This is a genomic window from Clostridium moutaii (assembly GCF_041205085.1).
GTDB classification, from domain to species: Bacteria; Bacillota; Clostridia; order Clostridiales; family Clostridiaceae; genus Clostridium_B; species Clostridium_B moutaii.
Genome location: NZ_JBGEWD010000011.1, coordinates 1 through 18,626 on the forward strand (window position 1 = coordinate 1; position 18,626 = coordinate 18,626).

Annotated in this window: 20 protein-coding genes; 5 read left to right on the forward strand and 15 right to left on the reverse strand. The window is 34.3% G+C overall.

Going from position 1 to position 18,626, the window contains the following annotated elements:
• The 3 genes from AB8U03_RS11750 to AB8U03_RS11760 all read left to right on the forward strand — a co-directional run.
• Window positions 1–370, forward strand: a 370-nt coding sequence (locus AB8U03_RS11750) for an EamA family transporter (RefSeq protein WP_369704748.1), incomplete at its 5' end; no start/stop codon positions are given.
• 109 nt (window positions 371–479) lie between these two features.
• The gene (locus tag AB8U03_RS11755) at window positions 480–1,361 is read left to right on the forward strand and encodes a LysR family transcriptional regulator (protein WP_369704749.1); all 882 of its coding nucleotides are present in this window, start codon (window positions 480–482) and stop codon (window positions 1,359–1,361) included.
• An 89-nt stretch (window positions 1,362–1,450) separates the two neighbouring features.
• The gene (locus AB8U03_RS11760; protein ID WP_369704750.1) at window positions 1,451–2,329 is read left to right on the forward strand and encodes a LysR family transcriptional regulator; all 879 of its coding nucleotides are present in this window, start codon (window positions 1,451–1,453) and stop codon (window positions 2,327–2,329) included.
• A 394-nt stretch (window positions 2,330–2,723) separates the two neighbouring features.
• Here the strand turns inward: AB8U03_RS11760 and AB8U03_RS11765 are convergent, their stop codons facing one another.
• The 11 genes from AB8U03_RS11765 to AB8U03_RS11815 form a co-directional block, all read right to left on the reverse strand.
• Window positions 2,724–3,542 (reverse strand): FAD binding domain-containing protein, encoded by an 819-nt coding sequence (locus tag AB8U03_RS11765; RefSeq protein WP_369704751.1) that lies wholly within the window; start codon window positions 3,540–3,542, stop codon window positions 2,724–2,726.
• Entirely contained in the window at window positions 3,536–4,003 is a 468-nt protein-coding gene (locus tag AB8U03_RS11770) for a (2Fe-2S)-binding protein (protein ID WP_369704752.1), read from the reverse strand. The genes AB8U03_RS11765 and AB8U03_RS11770 overlap by 7 nt, the downstream gene beginning before the upstream one ends.
• Window positions 4,003–6,117 (reverse strand): xanthine dehydrogenase family protein molybdopterin-binding subunit, encoded by a 2,115-nt coding sequence (locus AB8U03_RS11775; RefSeq protein ID WP_369704753.1) that lies wholly within the window; start codon window positions 6,115–6,117, stop codon window positions 4,003–4,005. Before AB8U03_RS11775 ends, AB8U03_RS11770 begins: the two co-directional genes overlap by 1 nt.
• Before the next feature lie 57 nt (window positions 6,118–6,174).
• Window positions 6,175–6,780 carry a nucleotidyltransferase family protein gene (locus AB8U03_RS11780; RefSeq protein ID WP_369704754.1) on the reverse strand — a complete coding sequence of 202 codons (606 nt, stop codon included), beginning with the start codon at window positions 6,778–6,780 and terminating at the stop codon, window positions 6,175–6,177.
• A 57-nt stretch (window positions 6,781–6,837) separates the two neighbouring features.
• On the reverse strand, window positions 6,838–9,402 hold the full coding sequence (gene xdh / locus AB8U03_RS11785; RefSeq protein WP_369704755.1) for a selenium-dependent xanthine dehydrogenase: 2,565 nt from the start codon (window positions 9,400–9,402) through the stop codon (window positions 6,838–6,840).
• Window positions 9,403–9,521: 119 nt separating this feature from the next.
• Window positions 9,522–10,457 carry an NTP transferase domain-containing protein gene (locus tag AB8U03_RS11790; protein ID WP_369704756.1) on the reverse strand — a complete coding sequence of 312 codons (936 nt, stop codon included), beginning with the start codon at window positions 10,455–10,457 and terminating at the stop codon, window positions 9,522–9,524.
• 181 nt (window positions 10,458–10,638) lie between these two features.
• Window positions 10,639–11,121, reverse strand: a complete 483-nt coding sequence (gene msrA / locus AB8U03_RS11795) for a peptide-methionine (S)-S-oxide reductase MsrA (protein ID WP_369704757.1) — start codon at window positions 11,119–11,121, stop codon at window positions 10,639–10,641.
• Between the two features lie 83 nt (window positions 11,122–11,204).
• Complete coding sequence (locus AB8U03_RS11800) at window positions 11,205–11,480, reverse strand: hypothetical protein (protein ID WP_369704758.1); 276 nt, start codon at window positions 11,478–11,480, stop codon at window positions 11,205–11,207.
• A 132-nt stretch (window positions 11,481–11,612) separates the two neighbouring features.
• On the reverse strand, window positions 11,613–11,804 hold the full coding sequence (locus tag AB8U03_RS11805; protein WP_369704759.1) for a YwbE family protein: 192 nt from the start codon (window positions 11,802–11,804) through the stop codon (window positions 11,613–11,615).
• A gap of 191 nt (window positions 11,805–11,995) precedes the next feature.
• The gene (locus AB8U03_RS11810) at window positions 11,996–12,391 is read right to left on the reverse strand and encodes a pyridoxamine 5'-phosphate oxidase family protein (RefSeq protein WP_369704760.1); all 396 of its coding nucleotides are present in this window, start codon (window positions 12,389–12,391) and stop codon (window positions 11,996–11,998) included.
• 56 nt (window positions 12,392–12,447) lie between these two features.
• Window positions 12,448–12,576, reverse strand: coding sequence for a hypothetical protein (locus tag AB8U03_RS11815; RefSeq protein ID WP_369704761.1), 129 nt, complete (start codon window positions 12,574–12,576; stop codon window positions 12,448–12,450).
• 321 nt (window positions 12,577–12,897) lie between these two features.
• Between AB8U03_RS11815 and AB8U03_RS11820 the strand changes: the two genes are divergently transcribed.
• A complete protein-coding gene (locus tag AB8U03_RS11820; RefSeq protein WP_369704762.1) occupies window positions 12,898–13,260 on the forward strand; it encodes a BlaI/MecI/CopY family transcriptional regulator in 363 nt (120 codons plus the stop codon).
• Window positions 13,261–13,262: 2 nt separating this feature from the next.
• Window positions 13,263–15,341, forward strand: a complete 2,079-nt coding sequence (locus tag AB8U03_RS11825) for a M56 family metallopeptidase (RefSeq protein ID WP_369704763.1) — start codon at window positions 13,263–13,265, stop codon at window positions 15,339–15,341.
• 193 nt (window positions 15,342–15,534) lie between these two features.
• Here AB8U03_RS11825 and AB8U03_RS11830 read toward each other — a convergent pair whose 3' ends face one another.
• From AB8U03_RS11830 to AB8U03_RS11845, 4 genes are all read right to left on the reverse strand, one after another.
• Window positions 15,535–16,041, reverse strand: a complete 507-nt coding sequence (locus AB8U03_RS11830) for a nitroreductase family protein (RefSeq protein ID WP_369704764.1) — start codon at window positions 16,039–16,041, stop codon at window positions 15,535–15,537.
• A 53-nt stretch (window positions 16,042–16,094) separates the two neighbouring features.
• A complete protein-coding gene (locus tag AB8U03_RS11835) occupies window positions 16,095–16,994 on the reverse strand; it encodes a DUF2156 domain-containing protein (protein WP_369704849.1) in 900 nt (299 codons plus the stop codon).
• Window positions 16,995–17,092: 98 nt separating this feature from the next.
• The gene (locus AB8U03_RS11840) at window positions 17,093–17,509 is read right to left on the reverse strand and encodes a MarR family winged helix-turn-helix transcriptional regulator (RefSeq protein ID WP_369704765.1); all 417 of its coding nucleotides are present in this window, start codon (window positions 17,507–17,509) and stop codon (window positions 17,093–17,095) included.
• Window positions 17,510–17,769: 260 nt separating this feature from the next.
• Complete coding sequence (locus AB8U03_RS11845) at window positions 17,770–18,567, reverse strand: carbon-nitrogen hydrolase family protein (RefSeq protein WP_369704766.1); 798 nt, start codon at window positions 18,565–18,567, stop codon at window positions 17,770–17,772.
• Window positions 18,568–18,626: the final 59 nt, after the last annotated feature.

Below are 18,626 nucleotides of genomic sequence, written 5' to 3' on the forward strand. Positions count from 1 at the left end.
ATATGGAGGATATGTTTCCAATTTCTTCGGCTTTTCTTTTGGAGTGCTAGCTTTACTGATTATTCTCATAGTAACAGGGAGACCGATTTTTTCAGGGATAACTTTAAGCAATATACTGGTATTATTATATATGGGTATTTTTATAAAGGCAATTGGTTATATATGCTATCTTGGTGCTATAAAGGAAACTTCAGCAATAACCGCATCAATGGTATTTTTAATAAAACCTGCATTGGCCACTATTTTTGCCATACTTATACTGGGTGAAAGTATAAAAATGAATATGGTTATAGGAATAATATTTATAATTGCCGGATCTTATGTTAAATTTAGTGCAGGTAAAAAAGAAAGTAGAAAATTAGCATCATGACTAAAATTGCTCAATTAAGTATACATGTCTAGTCAACAAAATAAGTAAATATCTCTTGATCTTAATATAGTATAGAATAATTATTTTAATTAAAGTTAGGTGTTATAATATGAATATCAGAGATCTGGAATATTTCGATTCTCTCTGTATAACTAAAAGTTTCACTAAAACCTCCAGACAATTTTATATATCCCAACCTTCTATAACTATGGCACTTCACAGACTTGAAAAAGAGTTGAATACAAAACTTATAATAAGGGATCATTCCCAAAATCAGATATCACTTACGAAATCTGGAGAAGTTTTAGAAAACCACATCAAAAATATATTATTTGAAATAAAAAAAGCTAAATCAGAAATATCTCGAATAAATGGTGACAAGATAAAATTAGGAGTTCCTCCTATAATAGGTGCATACTATTTTCCACTAATTTTAAAAGATTTAGTTAAAAATGGTTTGGATAAATGTTTCACTTTAGTAGAAACAGGCTCTGTAAAAATGAAGAAATTGCTGTTAAAAAGCGAGGTGGATATATCTTTTATAGGATCTATAGCTCCTATAAAAGAGAACACAATCAAATCCTATGTTTTAACAAGAGATGAATTTGCCATCTGTATAAATAGGAATCATCCTTTAGCTAAAAAAAGCACCCTAGATTTCAAAGAACTTTCAGGGGAAAAATTTATTTCTCTAGGTGAAGATTATGTACACAATCAGGTGTTAAAAGAATTATGCTACAAAAATAATATATCCACAAGTTATTTTTATAATACAGATGAAATTCAAACTGCGAAATCTCTTATAGCATCAGGCTTTGGAGTAGGATTAATGATACGTAAATCTGTTAAAGATATAGATACTATAAAGACATTATCGCTCAAAAATCCTATATATTTTTATATATCATTGGCATTTAAAAAAGATCATCATATGGTTTTACAAGAAAAAAAGATCATAAATATAATACTTAATTCAAGTAAAAAAAATTGATACTTGCCTTTATGCCGAGGATGATGAATCCCCGGCATTCAAATGAATATATAAAATATTTATTTTAGTTAAAGTTAGGAGTTGCAATTATGAATATTAGAGATTTGGAATATTTTAATTCTCTCTGCATAACAAAAAGTTTTACCAAAACTTCCATAGAGTTCCATATATCTCAACCTTCCATAACTATGGCTTTACATAGGCTGGAAAATGAACTGAATACGAAACTTATAATAAGAGATCATTCCCAAAATCAAATATCATTAACTGAATCAGGAAAAATTTTAAGAAGTCATATTAATAATATATTATTTGAAATAAAAAAGATAAAATCTGAGATAGCAAGAATAAATGGCACTAAGATAAGGCTTGGAGTTCCCCCCATAATTGGGGCATATTATTTCCCCATAATTATGAAAAACTTGATTAAAAACAGATTGGATAAATGCTTCAGTCTTGTGGAAACCGGCTCAGTAACTATGAAAAAACTTCTTATCAAAGATGAAGTAGATATGGCACTTATAGGATCTATTGAACCATTGGAAGATGACATTATAAAATCATACGTTTTGACAACAGATGAATTTACAGTTTGCATAAATAAAAATAATCCTCTAGCTAAAAGGAATAAAATAGATTTTCAAGAACTTTCAGGAGAAAAGTTTATTTCTCTAGGTGAAGGATATGTACATAATCAAGTTCTTAAAGATCTCTGCGGTAAAAACAATATATCAACAAAATATTTTTATCATACAGATAAAATACAAACTGCTAAATCTCTCATAGCATCAGGATTTGGGGTGGGGTTAATGGTACGTGAATCTGTTAAAGACATGAATGATATAAAAGCATTATCTCTCAGGGAACCCATAACCTTTTATATATCATTGGCATTCAAAAAAGAGCATTTTATGGTTTTGCAGGAGAAAGAAATTATAGATATAATACTTAAATCAAGCAAAAATTAAATATTATATCTTAAATATTTTCCTTAAATTACCAGCATAATAAAATTCACTTATGCACATCCTATTTATATAAGGTTATGTCAATATGTAAAAGTTATTAAATGTTTTATGTTTTTAATCAAGTGATTTTTAGGTGCGGTGAGGTTTTCCCATAAGGAATGCCTTTATCCACTGAATCCTAAAAGAACTTATCCAGGGATGTAAAATTGCTAAGCTTCCACTTCATGAAGTGTGAGCTTAGCAATGACAGCCATTGGATAAACTAAAATGTTATTTCTAAAATATATTGATACTTGCCTTTATGCCGGGGATGATGAATCCCCGGCATTTAAGTTTTCATTTAATTTATATCTATTAAAATATTCTTATTTTAAATTATTTAATTACAGGACAATTAGATTCCCTTGCTTTGGAGAAAGTCACGAAGTAAATTCATGCAGACATTCTTTCTGTATTCTGCTGAAACTCTACCTCTGATAGGGACAATTGCCTTATCATATGCTGCAAGATAATCTTCCTTGACAAACTTTGCCTCTTTTATGGTCTTACCTATAAGCATTGCATCAATATCCTTACGTCTTAACACCACATCGCTTACTGCACCAAATGCTGTCATGCAGTTAACAATCTTACCATTTTCTATATTAATAACAGCAGCAAAGGATACTCTGGAAATTGCCAGTGCATTTCTTGCGCCTACTTTTTTATAATAATAATTGTCAAGACCTGTTTTATCCATAAAAATCTCAACCAGCAGTTCATCTGGCTGAAGCGAAGTTTTATTTCTTCCAAGATAAAATTCAGTAATTGGAATAACACGTTCACCTCTGCTGCTCACAAGACGCAGTTTGGAGTCTGTAGCAAAAAAGATGAGTGCACTGTCTGCTTTGGGCGATCCATTACAGATATTGCCACCAACAGTACCAAGATTACGGATTGCCGGTGCTGCAATTTGTGATGCCGCTTCCTTTAAAATAGCTGGAGCCAGTTCACTTTCAATAATATCCGTGAAGGTACATGAAGCACCAATGCGAATATATTCTTCATTCTCTAAGATTTTTTTCATTTCAGGTACTTTATTAAGGAATAAATATGTGGCATTTTCATTTTCTTTAATCATCAAGTCAGTGCCTCCAGCATAAGGAGTAACATTCTCCTTTGTGCGGATGTCCAATGCTTCTTTCAATGACGATGCCTGATAACCATTTACCATAATCCTTTTCCCTCCTTTGCTGCTATGGAAATCGCATTAACTATGGCATTATAACCGGTGCACCTGCAGAGGTTGCCGGAAATACCTTCACGAATCTCTTCTTCCGTAGGATTTGGATTTTTAGCAAGTATACATTCAGAAGCAAGTACCATTCCAGGAATACAAAAGCCGCATTGTACGGCACTTACAGAAGCATATGCCCTGTCAATAACTGCATAGCGTTCAGTTTCGCGATAACCTTCAATAGTCATAACAGTACTGCCTTCAATGCTGCCCATGGCTACCATACAAGAGTTAACCAATCTGCCGTCAAGAATCACAGAACAGGCACCACATTCGCCTTCCTTACAGCCGCACTTTACACCTGTAATACAAAATTCATTTCGAAGTACATCAAGCAGCCTCTGATTTGCCCTGGCGGCAGATGTAACTTCCTTACCGTTAAGAATAAATTTTATCATTATTTAAGCACCTCCTGTAAAACCCTCATGGTATCTTCCGGTGTAAATGGTGCCTTGTTCAAGTTTACCCCAAGTGCATTTTCCATAGCTTCAACATAAGCTGGAGCAGCACCAACAAGAGGAAGTTCACCTGCACCTTTTGCTCCATATGGTCCGTGAGTATATGGATTGTTGATAATTTCAGTCACCAGATTTGGCACATCCACTGCTGTAGGAATAATGTAATCACTGAAGCTGTTATTTCGGATCATACCTTTATCATTGCAATTCATCTCTTCCATGGAAGCATAACCAATTCCCTGAAGATAACCTCCCTGCATCTGACCAAGTATAATATTCATATCCACAGGAACACCAACATCAAAAGTTCCCCATGCTCCAAGTATCTTTGTAGTTCCAGTAAGAGTATCTACTTCCACTTCAATGACATTAGTGGCCCAGGAATAAGTTGGATAAGCATCTCCATGGAATTTTTCAAGACTGAAGGGAATTACAAAATCAGGTTCAATAAAATGTTCCTCTATAATTTGTTCTTCTCCTGATTTCCATTCTTTCTTGAGTTTCTCTGCTGCACGCTGAAGCAATCCTCCCACTGTCATCAAAGAACGACTTGCTACAGTAGGGCCTGAATCAGGCACAAGATCCGTGTCCGGATTTTGAATTAACACTCTATCATAAGAAATCCCAAGGGTATCTGCAACAATTTTACTAAAAGTAGTTTTTAGACCTTGTCCTATATCCGAGTTGCTTGCCAGAATCTCCACAGTATCATCCGTATTTTTTCTGATCTTCACAACAGCCTTAATAAGGTCACGTTCTCCACTGCCGGTAAAACCACATCCATGATAAAACAAAGACATGCCAATTCCCCTGCGGTATCGTCCCGTCTGATTCTTGTACTGCTTGCGCTTTGCACGGTAATCAGTAAGCTTGTCAATCTGCTCGATCATTTCAGGCAGAGGTACATGGAAATGATATTTACCACTTGTAGAAGTAGCATCACCCTGCTTAACAATATATTTTTCTTTAAGTTCAAGTGAATCAATACCCATTTCTTTTGCAATATGATCCATCATCATCTCTACTGCAAAGAAAGTCTGAGGGGCACCAAAACCACGGTATGCACCGCAAGGTACAGTATTTGTCTTAACCGCACGTCCAACAACGCGAAGATTGTCTACGCGATATACACCGTTTGCACAAATCACACCACGCTGTAAAACAACTGGAGAAAGTGTGGTATATGCACCGCTGTTAAACAGAACATCTATATCCATCCCTGTAATTTCACCATCTTTAACAGCTACTTTATATGTGCAGATAGATGGATGACGTTTTGAAGTAAACTCCATATCTTCCCGTCTATCAAATATTACCTTTACCGGTCTATTTGCCTTTTTTGCAGCTACTGCAACCTGACAGGCAAGTATGGAGGGAAATGCTTCCTTGCCTCCAAATCCACCACCGGTAACATCCTGAATAATTTGAACATCCTTTGTTTCATATCCCAATGCCTTTGTAACTGCACCGTGAACATAATATGGACACTGCATAGAACCACGTACAGTCATTCGTCCTTCATGTGGATAGGCAATCATACCCTGTGTTTCAAGATAAGCCTGTTCTTGATAGCCAGTTTGGAAAGTCTCAACAAAAACATTATCAGCTTCTTTTAAAGCCTTATCCGTATCTCCTTTTGCATAGCTGTAATTAAAGAAAACAGTCTCAGATTTACGCATGTCCAGAACAGGTACTTTTTCTTCATATACTACAACAATCCCATTTAAAATTTTCTTAACTTCCTTAAGATCCGGTCCCACAACCATCAAAATGGGATCACCAACATATTCTACAGTATCCTCCACATAAACAGGAGTGTCATCAAGAACCACATGAACACGATTTACACCTGTTACATCATTTTTATCAACAACACAATAACCCTCAGGTAATTTAGGAATAACAATATCTTTAATACGTGCTTTTGCCTTGGCAGAGTGCAGCAGTTTTCCATAAACCATGTCGTCCATTACACGATCATCCACATATAAAGCACGGCCGCTTATTTTAGAATCATGATCTTTTTTCTTTACAGATTTACTTATATTTTCCATACAGTACCTCCTATACATTTAACTTGCAAGTGTCAAATAAATAACTCAGGATAAAATTTAATTCTCCATATAGTCCATCAGCCTGCTATAATCTTCCTTTGTATCTGCATCTATCATGCATCCAAGATCCTCCACAGGAACTGTTACTACCTGGTTTTCAAATTTTCTCCATATCTCCCTGAGACCTCCTTCTCCATTAAATCTAAGAATACAATCTATACACCTCCAGGAAATCAAGGGTGGATGTTTTCTATGTCCATCAATAGTAGGAAAAGCCACCATGGCATGTGTCTTGCACATGATCTCTTTTATCCCGATGAAAGTTTCAGTATTAATGGCCGGCATATCTCCTGGAAGAAGATAAAAAGCATCGCAGCTGTCCAATGAAGAAATACCAATTTTAACGGATGCCAGCATATCTGTGTCTGCATATTTTCGGTTATATACAAATGTTAACCGAGAATTATCATATTTATCACACAGCAAAGCTTCAATTTCTTCACCGCGATATCCCAATACTACAATGAGTTGATTTACACCAGCATGAAACATACTTTCAACACTGTGCTCAATAATGGTTTTTTCTTTCAATTTTAAAATGGGTTTAAATGCTCCCATACGACTGGATAAACCTGCAGCCAATATAATGCCGTTGATTTTCATTCAAATACCTACCTTTCTACACGGGCCAGTACTACGATGATTTCCTTTGTATACTATTTATTTTCTTGATTTTTTATAAAATGTGTCTTTTAACGGAAGCTGAGAACGGAATTTGCCATCCAACCTGTAATAAGCATGAGAACAAGCCGGTGCTGTGGGAATGAGACATAATTCTCCACATCCTTTTGCTCCATAAGTTTCAGGAATTTTTCCTTTGCTCTGTACAAGAATAACTTCTAGTTCAGGAGCTCCCTTTGATCTCATAAGTCCAAGCGTACCCAGCTTTGTCTTAGGGTATCCTTCCTCGACTTTAAATTCCTCTGTCATGGCATAACCTAATCCCATAACAATACCGCCTTCAATCTGTCCTTCAACGGACTGTATATTCACAGGTGTTCCCACATCATATGCAGCTACTACCTTTTCAACTTTCCCTTCACTATTAAGGATGACAACCTGTGCTCCATAACTATAACTTACATGACTGATTGGATTTTCTTTTATAGATCCCATTGGATCTGTCTTTGCAGAATACTCTCCATAAAATTCTTTACCCTCTAAGTCAGTCAGCTTTAATCCCCTATCCAATTCAGTTTTTAATTTTTCCGATGCCCGCCTTACAGCTTCACCAGTTACCACAGTCTGCCTGGAGGCTGTGCTAGTTCCTGAATTAGGTGTACGAATGGTATCCGCCCTTTCGTGGACCACAAGAGCAGGATCTATACCAGTCGTTTCACACAATACAGTAGCACACATTATTCCAATACCCTGTCCCATACATGCTGCTGAAGTCCGAACATGAACTTTTCCATCCTCAATAGATAAAATACAGCGCCCAATATCCTTATTTCCTACACCTGTTCCACTATTTTTAAATGCTATAGCAATACCTGCATATGGATTGGACTCATATACATCCTTAACGGCTTCCAAACATTCTGTCATAGCAACACTTTCATCCGCTACCTGGCCATTTGGCAATACCTGACCAGGGCGAATTGCATTACGATAACGAATTTCCCATGGTGAAATGCCCACCATTTCTGCCAATAAATTTATATTATTTTCAGTGGCAAAGCAGCTTTGTGTCACGCCAAAACCTCTAAAGGCTCCTGCCACAACATTGTTTGTATAAACTGACATTCCAAATATATCAATGTTTTGGTAGTTATATGGTCCAGCTGCATGTGTACATGCTCTTTGCAATACAGGTCCGCCAAGGGAAGCATATGCACCTGTGTCTGCAATAATAATTCCTTTCATACCCGTCAAATAACCGTTTTCATCACAGGCTGTTGTAAATTCCATTTCCATTGGATGACGTTTAACATGATAATCCAGACTTTCCTGCCTTGAAAACTTTACTTTCACCGGTTTTTTCGTATACCATGCCATTAACGCAGCAAGATGTTGAACACTCATATCTTCCTTACCGCCAAATCCGCCTCCAACAAGCTTGGTTTGACAATGGACTTTTTCTATTGGAATCTGAAGCATATTTGAGATTTCACGTTGTTCATCATACACAGACTGTGAACCAGAATACAATAAAATACCATCTTTTCCTTCCGGCATGGCAATTGCACATTCCGGTTCCATAAATCCATGTTCCTGAAAGGGTGTCTTATATTTTCTTGTCACCACGTATTTAGAATTTTTAATTGCTTCATCTGCATTACCACGCTGAAGAATGGCACGGCTCATAACATTTCCATCTTCATGGATTAAAGGTGCATCTGCCTTTAAGGCATCTGTTGGAGAAGTAACCGGTTTCAATTCCGTGTATTCTACTTCAACCAGTTTACATACTTCATCCAGTTTGTCCTTATGATATGTTGCTACTAATGCCAATGAATCCCCTACATATCTGGTGATTCCACCTTCAGCAATCATTACATCCCAGTCCTGCTTTATATGCCCGATAACATTATTGGGGACATCCTTTGCCAATAAAATTTTCACACAATCAGGATGAGCTTCTGCTTTACTGATATCAATTTTATTTACAACAGCTCTTGGATATTTGGAACGAACTGCTTTTGCATAAATCATTCCAGGCAATTCAATATCATCTACAAAGACACCTGTCCCATTTACTTTTTCTGCTGCATCCATACGTTTAAATCTCTGTGCCATTCCCAATTTACTTGGAGCAGCTGGAATTTCAAGATTACCTCTGAAATATTCTGCTGCCATTAAAATAGCTTCTTCAATTTTTTTATAACCGGTACAGCGGCAAATGTTCCCATTGATTGCTTTTTTTACTTCTTCCTTCGTCGGATTGAAGTTGACATCCAACAGTGATTTTGCACAAATTATCATTCCTGGAATACAAAAGCCGCACTGAACTGCACCTGCTTCTCCAAAACAATATTCATAAACCTCTTTTTCTCTATGACTTAATCCTTCAACAGTTAGAATCTGCTTTCCTACAAATCTTGATACTTTTTGTACACAGGCTTTTACAGCTTTTCCATCCACTAAAACAGTGCATGTTCCACATGCTCCTTCACTGCACCCATCTTTTGCAGAAGTAATTCTCAAATCATCTCTTAAAAAAAACAATAAAGGTTTGTCAATGCTGGAAACTACATCTTTACCATTAATATTTAGGGTAAACATAAATAACCCTCCTGCTTTATAATAGTTTAACAATTTGTTGTTACAATTATTATAAAGTAGAGGGTTAATTTCATCAAATTCTTTGTCAAAAGAACTTGCTTGATATGAAGTTCCAATTTCTAAAATAGTCTGTCAAATTCATCTTTTGCATATTGGCGTACCTTTTGTTCAAAATGTTGATATTTCTCCAAAAATGATCTGCCTTCTTTTGTCAAAAAAGTTTTTCCACCCCTGCTTCCTCCATGTTTTCTCTCAACCACTGCATATCCCAGTTCTTGTTCCAGCTGATTCAACATGTTCCATGCCTTGCTGTAAGATAATGCAATATGTCTGCATGCACTTCGTACGGAATGTGTTTCATTAATTAAAAGCAAAAGCAATTTTGTTCTTGAATTAAAAAACATGGCTTCTTTTTCAATACTTATTCTAACAAAGGGATGTAGAATATGCTGATTATGTCTTTTTAAAAGTTGATCCAATCGATCAATATCATCCATATCATGAAGAATACCTTCATCTTCTATCTCCATCCATTGCCTTTCGACTCCAATACTTTTAATAGCTCCCCTCATTCCCATATTCCCATTATATTTTAGAATTTCAGGGATCAATTCAGAAGATATCAAAAGAGGATGACCGGTTTTCCCATGATAGGATGGTAAAATCACCTTTGCACCACATTCCATCATCCTTTGAATGGTCTCTGGTGTAAACATGGGGATATTCACCGGATTGAATATTACCTGATCACATTTATCCTGTAAAAAATTCAACCCGATTTTTGCAGAATCAAACATCTGTGAGTTTTCATACTGCTGATTTTCCAAAAATATAACTCCATAATCAGCTAAGTCATGTTCAATTTCCTTGGCCTCGTATCCGGTGATCACCACAATCGGTGAAACTTCAACCTGCTGAAAGGTTAAAACAATTCTTTTTACTGCAGTAATGGAACCAATTTTCAATAGTGAATATTCTCCATTACCTTCTGATGTTTTCCCTGCTGCTACAATTATACCAGCTGTTGTTTTCTTTTCATTTTTCTCTATATTCATACCTCTTACCCCGTTTGGTTAGTGCCAAATTTGATCTACCCTATTTTAATTTTATACATTAGTTTAATAATTTTCAACTTATCTGTATATGTCAATACTAAAAACCTTATGACAATTTTTAGTCGTAAGGCTTCCATAAATAAATTTCATTCCTTTATAATTTTTTATTCTTCCTACAGATCTATTTCATCAATTCTGTTGGTATATGGCAATAACCGCCTGGATTTTTTTTCAGATACTTTTGATGGTATTCTTCTGCATCATAAAAATTTTCAAGTGGCAAAATCTCAGTTACAATTTCCTTTTTATAATTTTTTTGCTGATTTTTCTTGGACTCTTCTATTATTTTCACATCTTCCTTATCTATATAGTAGATTCCCGTCCTGTATTGATTTCCCCTGTCATTTCCCTGTCTATCCAGCAAAGTTGGATCTATTGCCTTCCAGTACAGCTCCAGCAATTCTTCAAGCCCTATGATTTCAGCATGGTATTCCAAAAAACAGACCTCTGCAAATCCCGTGCCGCCGCTGCATACTTCTTCATAAGTAGGATTTTCTATATTTCCGTTTGCATAGCCCACTTTTGTCTTTAACACGCCTTTTTTATGGTCAAAGTAAGCCTGAACTCCCCAAAAACATCCTCCTGCAAATACAATTTTTTTCATGAATCATTTCTCCTCTCCAATTTACATATATTTTGTTATTTGTAAATCTTACCAGTAATCATAATTAATATACCAAGTTATAATTATAATTTTTTATCTTTTTTAGTGATATTAATTGCTACAATTGCCAAAGTCGATAAAATTACAAATATCACGGAAATTGAAATAACAGAAAAGAGCCACTCTTTAAATGGTAATTTAAAAACTACATTTAAACCATATAATGGTGTTACAAATATAATATCAAACAATATACTTATTATAGAAAACTTAGAAAGACCAACTGCAACTTGAGCATTTTGATTAAAATAAAAAACACAGGCCTCTGCCTGTGTTTCCATTAAAATGAAAATGAACATAATAATTTACCCTTGCAGTAACATTGTTAAATGCCAATCTATTATTTTTTAGATATTTCATAGTTCTTTGTGGAAATTTCATATAACAAATTGATATTGCCCAGGCAAGATCCATTTTATTATATCCAATTATCATTTTATTTCTTTAACCCTTCCCACAATTCCATCCTCAAGCATAACTTTGATGCCCCGAGGATGAACCTGTGAATTTGTAAGAATCCTTTTCACTACACCCTCAGTTAATTTTCCTGAACGCTGATCTTGTTTTTGTACAACTAAAACTTTTATCCCCGGTTTTATATTGCTTCGTCTTGTTCCATCCATAATATTACTCTTCCTTCTTTATTTTTTTATATATCTTCACCATACACTCTGTATATATTGGTGTATTCAATAAATCAAATAAAAATTCCCTCCGAACTCATAGTCTGAGGGAACTTTAAAATCAAACATTTTAATAAGCACATTACTTCCATATACGGCCTAACACTATCTTTCTAGCTAAGTTAAAATTTTTATAATTTTATGGTTCTGGATTCACCCTTCATGTTATAAAATGTTGCTTCAGCTTCATCTGCACAGAAGATCTGGAAAATCGGATCGCCAACACTATACATTTTTCCGAGAGAAGGCATGACATCCAATGCTGCGCGTTTTGAATCCTCAGTGGTGATAAAGGTTGCCTTACCTTTTAATCTCAGCCATTCAGCAGTTTGAGATGTAGTAGATATCTCAAATTTAGGATTGGCTTTCAACTGTTTGTAAACATCTTTCTGGTTATTTGTAGAAAAGCAGAGTTTACCCTTGTATTCCATTACAAATCCAAATGGTCTAACCTTTGGTGTAGACCCATCCACTGTAGCAAGATAAAAAACATGATTGTCTTTTAAAAATTGTAAAACTTCGTCCATATTCTTTTTACTCCTTTCAATAATTGATGATATTTAAAATGGCAAGATTATATGTATTATTCATGAGGGTTCTCCTTTATCAAAAACGCTGCAACCATTTCTATACCAGGAGCTGTAAATTTATCTTTCAGCACGAATCTTATATTTGCCAATCCCTGAATAATCGAAAAATAGAGAATGACCATTTTATAAGCATCTCCATAAGCAAATTGCCCTAGTTTTTACCCTCTGTCAATCAAATGTTCTGTTTAATTTATAAGTATCATATCCTTTTCTATGAGCTGCTACATCTTTGGCATGGATATCCCCTTATAATAAATATATATTCATTATAATCTGAATATTAGTTTTTGTCAAATTATGAGAAAAACAAGCTTCTTCAAACCTTCTTATTACCATCATTAGATTTTAAAAATTGAGCATACCATTATATTGACATCCTCGGTCTATAATGATAGACTTACATTACAATAAGTCTATTATTATAGACCGAAAGGAGATATATTATGGAACAACTGAAACTTTGTGAAAGCGAATACCAATTTGCAAGTATTGTTTGGCAAAATGAACCCCTTGGCTCCGGTGAACTTGTAAAACTATGTAATAAAATCCTTGGCTGGAAAAAATCCACCACCTATACCGTTTTAAAAAAACTGTGTCAGCGTAAAATATTAAAAAATGAAAACGCAACAGTGACATCAATTGTAAAACAAGAGCAAGTACAGAGATTTGAAAGCCAGCAATTTGTGAACAGGACTTTCAACGGTTCCCTGCCTCAGTTTATAACAGCTTTCATGAATGATAAGAAATTGAACAGAAAAGAGGCTGAAGATCTGAAGAAACTAATCGACAGCTATGAGGAGGAATAAAAATGAAGCTTTTTTTACAGAAATTATTTATTGATATAGTGAACATGAGCCTTACAGCAAGCTATGTGATTTTGTTTGTTCTGGCCGCACGACTGCTTTTAAAAAAAGCTCCTAAAATTTTTTCCTACAGCTTATGGATAGTGGTTCTGTTTCGGCTAATCTGCCCCTTTTCTTTTTCCTCTGCTTTCAGTTTACTGCAAAAACAGGTTTCAAACTCAGGTAAAATAGAGTATATTCCTTCAAATATTGTGATGATGCAGCCTCAATCCTCTATTGGAATAAATGAAATGAGTTCAACCGTAAATACTTCCCTGCCTGTTTCCATCAATAACAGTGCCAGCTTCATGCATACAATTTTATTTGTTTCCTCCCTTACCTGGGTTCTGGGCATTGTTTTTCTGATGATTTACAGCATAATATCTTACCTACTGTTGAAACACAAGCTATGTACAGCCATACTTGTAAGAAATAATATATTTGAATGTGAAAACATTTACTCTCCCTTTGTCCTTGGATTTGTAAAACCCAGAATCTATGTGCCCAAAGGACTGCATAAAGAAGAGACAAGTTATATTGTAAAACATGAACAAATCCATATAAAAAGATTTGATTATCTTATAAAACCTGCTGCATTTCTGGTATTGTGCCTTCACTGGTTCAATCCTCTTGTATGGATTAGTTTTGTACTTATGAGCAAGGACATGGAAATGTCCTGCGACGAAAGAGTGTTGAAAGAACTTGGCACTGAAATAAAAAAAGATTATAGCACCTCCTTATTATCTCTGGCTGTAAGTAAAATAACTATAAACGGAAGTCCCCTGGCTTTTGGAGAAAACAATACAAAAACCAGGATTAAAAATGTACTTAATTACAAGAAACCTGTTTTCTGGGTGTTTTTAGCAGCTGTAATTATCATTGTATGTACGTGCATTGGACTTATTACCAATCCTTCCCCTATGTCAAAGGAGAAAAATAACTTTGCAGCAAAAGTATATAAATACAAAACGCCCTATATAGGTGACAACAACAAAGTGGTTAACATAGCAAAGGAACTGCCTGTACCAGAAACATTAAGTCATGCAAAAGTACAGCTTTTTACTGATAAGGAACCCTATGGCATGCAGATAACTTACCAAACCACAAATGACGTGAAGGAATCCTTTTTAAGAAAGGACAATCAAACCATTTTTGATGAAAATGCTGCTGTAATATTTGCCCTGGTGGGCAACGCCCAGTATGTTAACTTCGTCATTTCAACTGAAGGACATTTTAATCGTATAATTCAACGAAACAGGACTTGGGCAAACAACGTTATGGCCAGTGACTTATGGAAAAGCTCTGCTGATTTTAAAGGATTCAACAGAGTGTATAAAGAAATAATGAATAAATTTACAACTATTTATTCTCTACCTGTTTTGCTTGAAAGCGGTAAAAACACAAATATTAAAAGTGTAAGTGATGTACCTCCAACAGCCATTTATGATGAGGTAAAAAGCAATAGTGAAATTTACTATATATATAAAAAAGATGGAAAATATTATATAGAAAAACCCCATGAGTTTATAAATGAAATCACAAAAGAAAAATATGGAAAGCTTCATACACTTATTGTATCTCAGAACCTCTATGAAAATATGAAGCAGGAAGTATCCCTTGATGCCAAAAAATATTTCCTGAAAAAGACTCTTAAAGACAGCTGCATTCTTGATAATGATGGTTTAATCAACACTGGTAGCGAATTGGCAGATAAATTTATATCTGACACCCAAAATGGTAAAAAATCATCCATTAAAATTATTCATTCCTCAGCAGACAATTATATAGATATCACCAAAGTAATCTATGACGGCAAAAACTACTATGGTGTTAAATATATCCCAGCAGATTACTTTACAGGTACTCCCAGCTATTATTATGAATTTAGATTTAAATATATAAAAGCTCTGGATTTATCAGGCTATAAATTTGTGTACTTGTTGGAAGATAACAATGAAACCTTTAAGGATATAAATAATAGCATGCTCTCTAGAAACTCCAAGGACTGGGTGGACTCTCATTTTCTCTATGCTATAACAAAATAAATAAGTTTCAACATGTGTAATCATCCTGACTTGTTGAAACTTAGGTTCAGTTTCAACAAGATTATATTTATACTTATTATACAAAGGGCGGTTTTTTAAACCACCCTCTAATAAAAATATCTTTCTATACTTAAATTAACAAAGTGAATATAATTTTTGACAAATAATCATATTTGTAATTTCTTATCTATATTTATTGCCAACTTTCATAATGAACTCTTGTTTCATCAAATCTATCTATAAAATGGTTTTTCTCATCATCCGGGTATCCTACTGAAATTAGTGCAAATGGCTTAACACTATTCGGAAGATTGAATAACTTGCCTACATAATCCTCTCTCTCCTTAATAGATGCTACTCCAAGCCAAACTGCTCCAAGTCCCAGATCCGCTGCTTCTAAAAGAAGATTTTCTGCAGCTGCACCCATATCCTGTGGTACACAACCTGGAACTATCATCTTTTCTGTCCTTGATAAAAGGACAAAAGTAACTGCTGAATTAGCAACCATCTTTGAATAGTCACTTGTCTCAGATAATTTATTTAATTTATCCTTGTCCTGAACAACGATAAATTCCCAGGGTTGTTGATTTACTGCTGATGGAGCCTGCATTGCAGCCCTTAAAAGTTTTTCTATCTTTTCTTTTTCAACTGGCCTGTCTTCATACTTTCTTATACTTCTTCTCTTAAAAATTGTTTCCATTTTACTACCTCCATATTTCTAATTAATTTATTTACTTTCACAATTATATACAGTTAGCAACTAATGATAAATTTCTTTTCCAACTTAAGTGGATTATAAGAAAGTTTAGCCTTCCTAAGCCCTTCTATACCTAAATCTTGTTCTCTATTTATTATCTTCACATCACTAAAACATTGATCTATAAAAGTTTTATTAATAAAACTGTAAACTCCTTTGTAATTCACATCTCCTTTTTCCACATGAATTACCGCCAATTTATCATTGAGCTTTTCTCCCAGACTAAAGGCTACTACCTCATCCTCTACATAAACCGCTATTCCTTTTAAATTAAACTGCTCTATATTTTGAACAATATCTTTTATAGCTGCAGTTTCATAATAAATCATTTTATCATTATTATTGTTTTCACTATACCATTTTTCTGCAGCTCTTATTACCCCATGGATGACTTCTTCTCCTGATATCTCTTTTACTTCATAATCATATTCCTTGATAAAAGAATTATAATGATTTTTCTTTCCATGAAATTTCTTTCCCGAAAGTTTTATTAATTTCTCCGTTTCGTATAAATAATCAAAATTATCCCTATCTTCTTTAATATACATGCCCTGTTCTTCTACACCTAATGCCTTTATTTTTTCTATAAAATCCTCTTCCAAATCTTTAAATATATACTTCATTCCTTTTTCACTTTTATATTTTAATAGATGTTCTAGTATATCTTTTAAATTTTCCATTTTATACCCGAGGGGTTGCATAAAGTGATAATTTCCTTGAAAATCCTTTTTCTTTATAATCAATGCACCTTTATAGATTTCATACTGAACATCACAAGCATCTCTCCATATATATAAAGTAGTAAATGAATACTCACAACTTAAAAACTTATAAGGATATATATACTTTTGAAACAGATCTTTATCCTCTAAGGTAATCTTCTTAAAATTCATTATATCAACCTTCCATATATTATTTTCAATCACATATTTTCTTGGAAATAATTTAATTAGTTTTTATTAACCTAACTTTATTTTTTTATTAATTTGAGCTGCTATCTGATTTTCAACAAAATATTTATTAAAACATGAATTTCGTCTTCATCAAGGCTTTCCATCATTTTATCCACTAATTTTTTAATTTTCAAATCTTCAAAACCAGCTATGCATTTTCCCCTCTCTGTAAGAAATACATACTGCACTCTCCCATCTTCCTGACATTGTCTTTTATAAACACAGCCCAATTTTACAAACTTCTTGACCATCTCTGTAATGGATGGTTTAGATAGATTTAAAATTTCTGCCAATTTACTAACTGTAATACAATCATATTTGCCAATTTTTTTTATATACTCAATTTGGCGAAGTGTTAATTCTGACATATTAAGTTCATCAATTAATTTACAGGAACACTCTCCTTTTATTTTCATAAGTCCGCTGTAGGTTTCATATAATTTCTTTTTATTATCCAAATTATCACCTCGTTAGTTAATTAATTAGTTAGGCCTTACCTAATAATATATTAAGTCCTATTATATAACTTGTCAAATATATATTTTTTACATTAAATAATTATTTCAGCATTAATTTTAATTTCAGCAATTTTGCCCATTATACTTTTAGCATCATTCATATTATATTTAAACAATGTAGAAAGATTTCCACTAGAATATCCCCGAACTCTTTTTCTAAAAATAAAGGCATGTCAAAATTCTTTTCGATACGAATACACTTATTCGTACATATTCAATCTGCGGAGCCGGAAATAAGGTTTTTCATTACGTATAGTCAAGCTGTTTTTCAGTTCTACATCTGCATATAGGATTTGTTCCCTTTCATTGGCCTTTTCTATAACGTCTCCATTAGGATCGACTACAAGAGACTGTCCGATAAAATTCATATTTCCCTCTTGACCTACCCGATTGCACATTGCAATATAGACGCTGCTTTGCATTGCCTGTACACGGATCTCCCACTCAAACAGTTCCAGTGGTTCTCCTTCGATATTTGCAGTAGGTATCAAAATCAGATCTGCACCCCGGGCAACACAGGTTCGAATACTTTCCGGTAGATGACGATCAAAGCATATAACAATACCGATCTTTCCAAAATATGTATCATACACTTTAAACCCATCATCAGAAGGAGTGTAATAATCCTGCTCATAAAAGCATTGACTTTGCATAACATGTACCATCTTAGATATGCCCTGAAGCTCTCCTTTTCCATTGACAAATAGCGAAGCATCGTAATTCATGCCGTTTTCCTGAAGATATACATTTGGAGATGCCATAATGTTCTGAGCCTTGCATTTAGACGCTATCTGCTGAATATACTCATGATGGATAGTTAGCAAATATTGCTGACCATTCCGATTTTGATATTGCGGAAAAAAAGGGTAAAGCTGAAGTTCAGGGAAAAAGACCAGATCGGCTTTATTGGACGCTGCCAGTTCAATGGCTCGCAGTGATTTTTTCAGATTCTGTTCTATGATATTTTCCATTTCCATCTGTGCCAGTGCTATTCTCATTAAAATTCCTCCCCTATTTTTATTTTCATCATTCCTGAATTGACACTTCTCACAAAGAG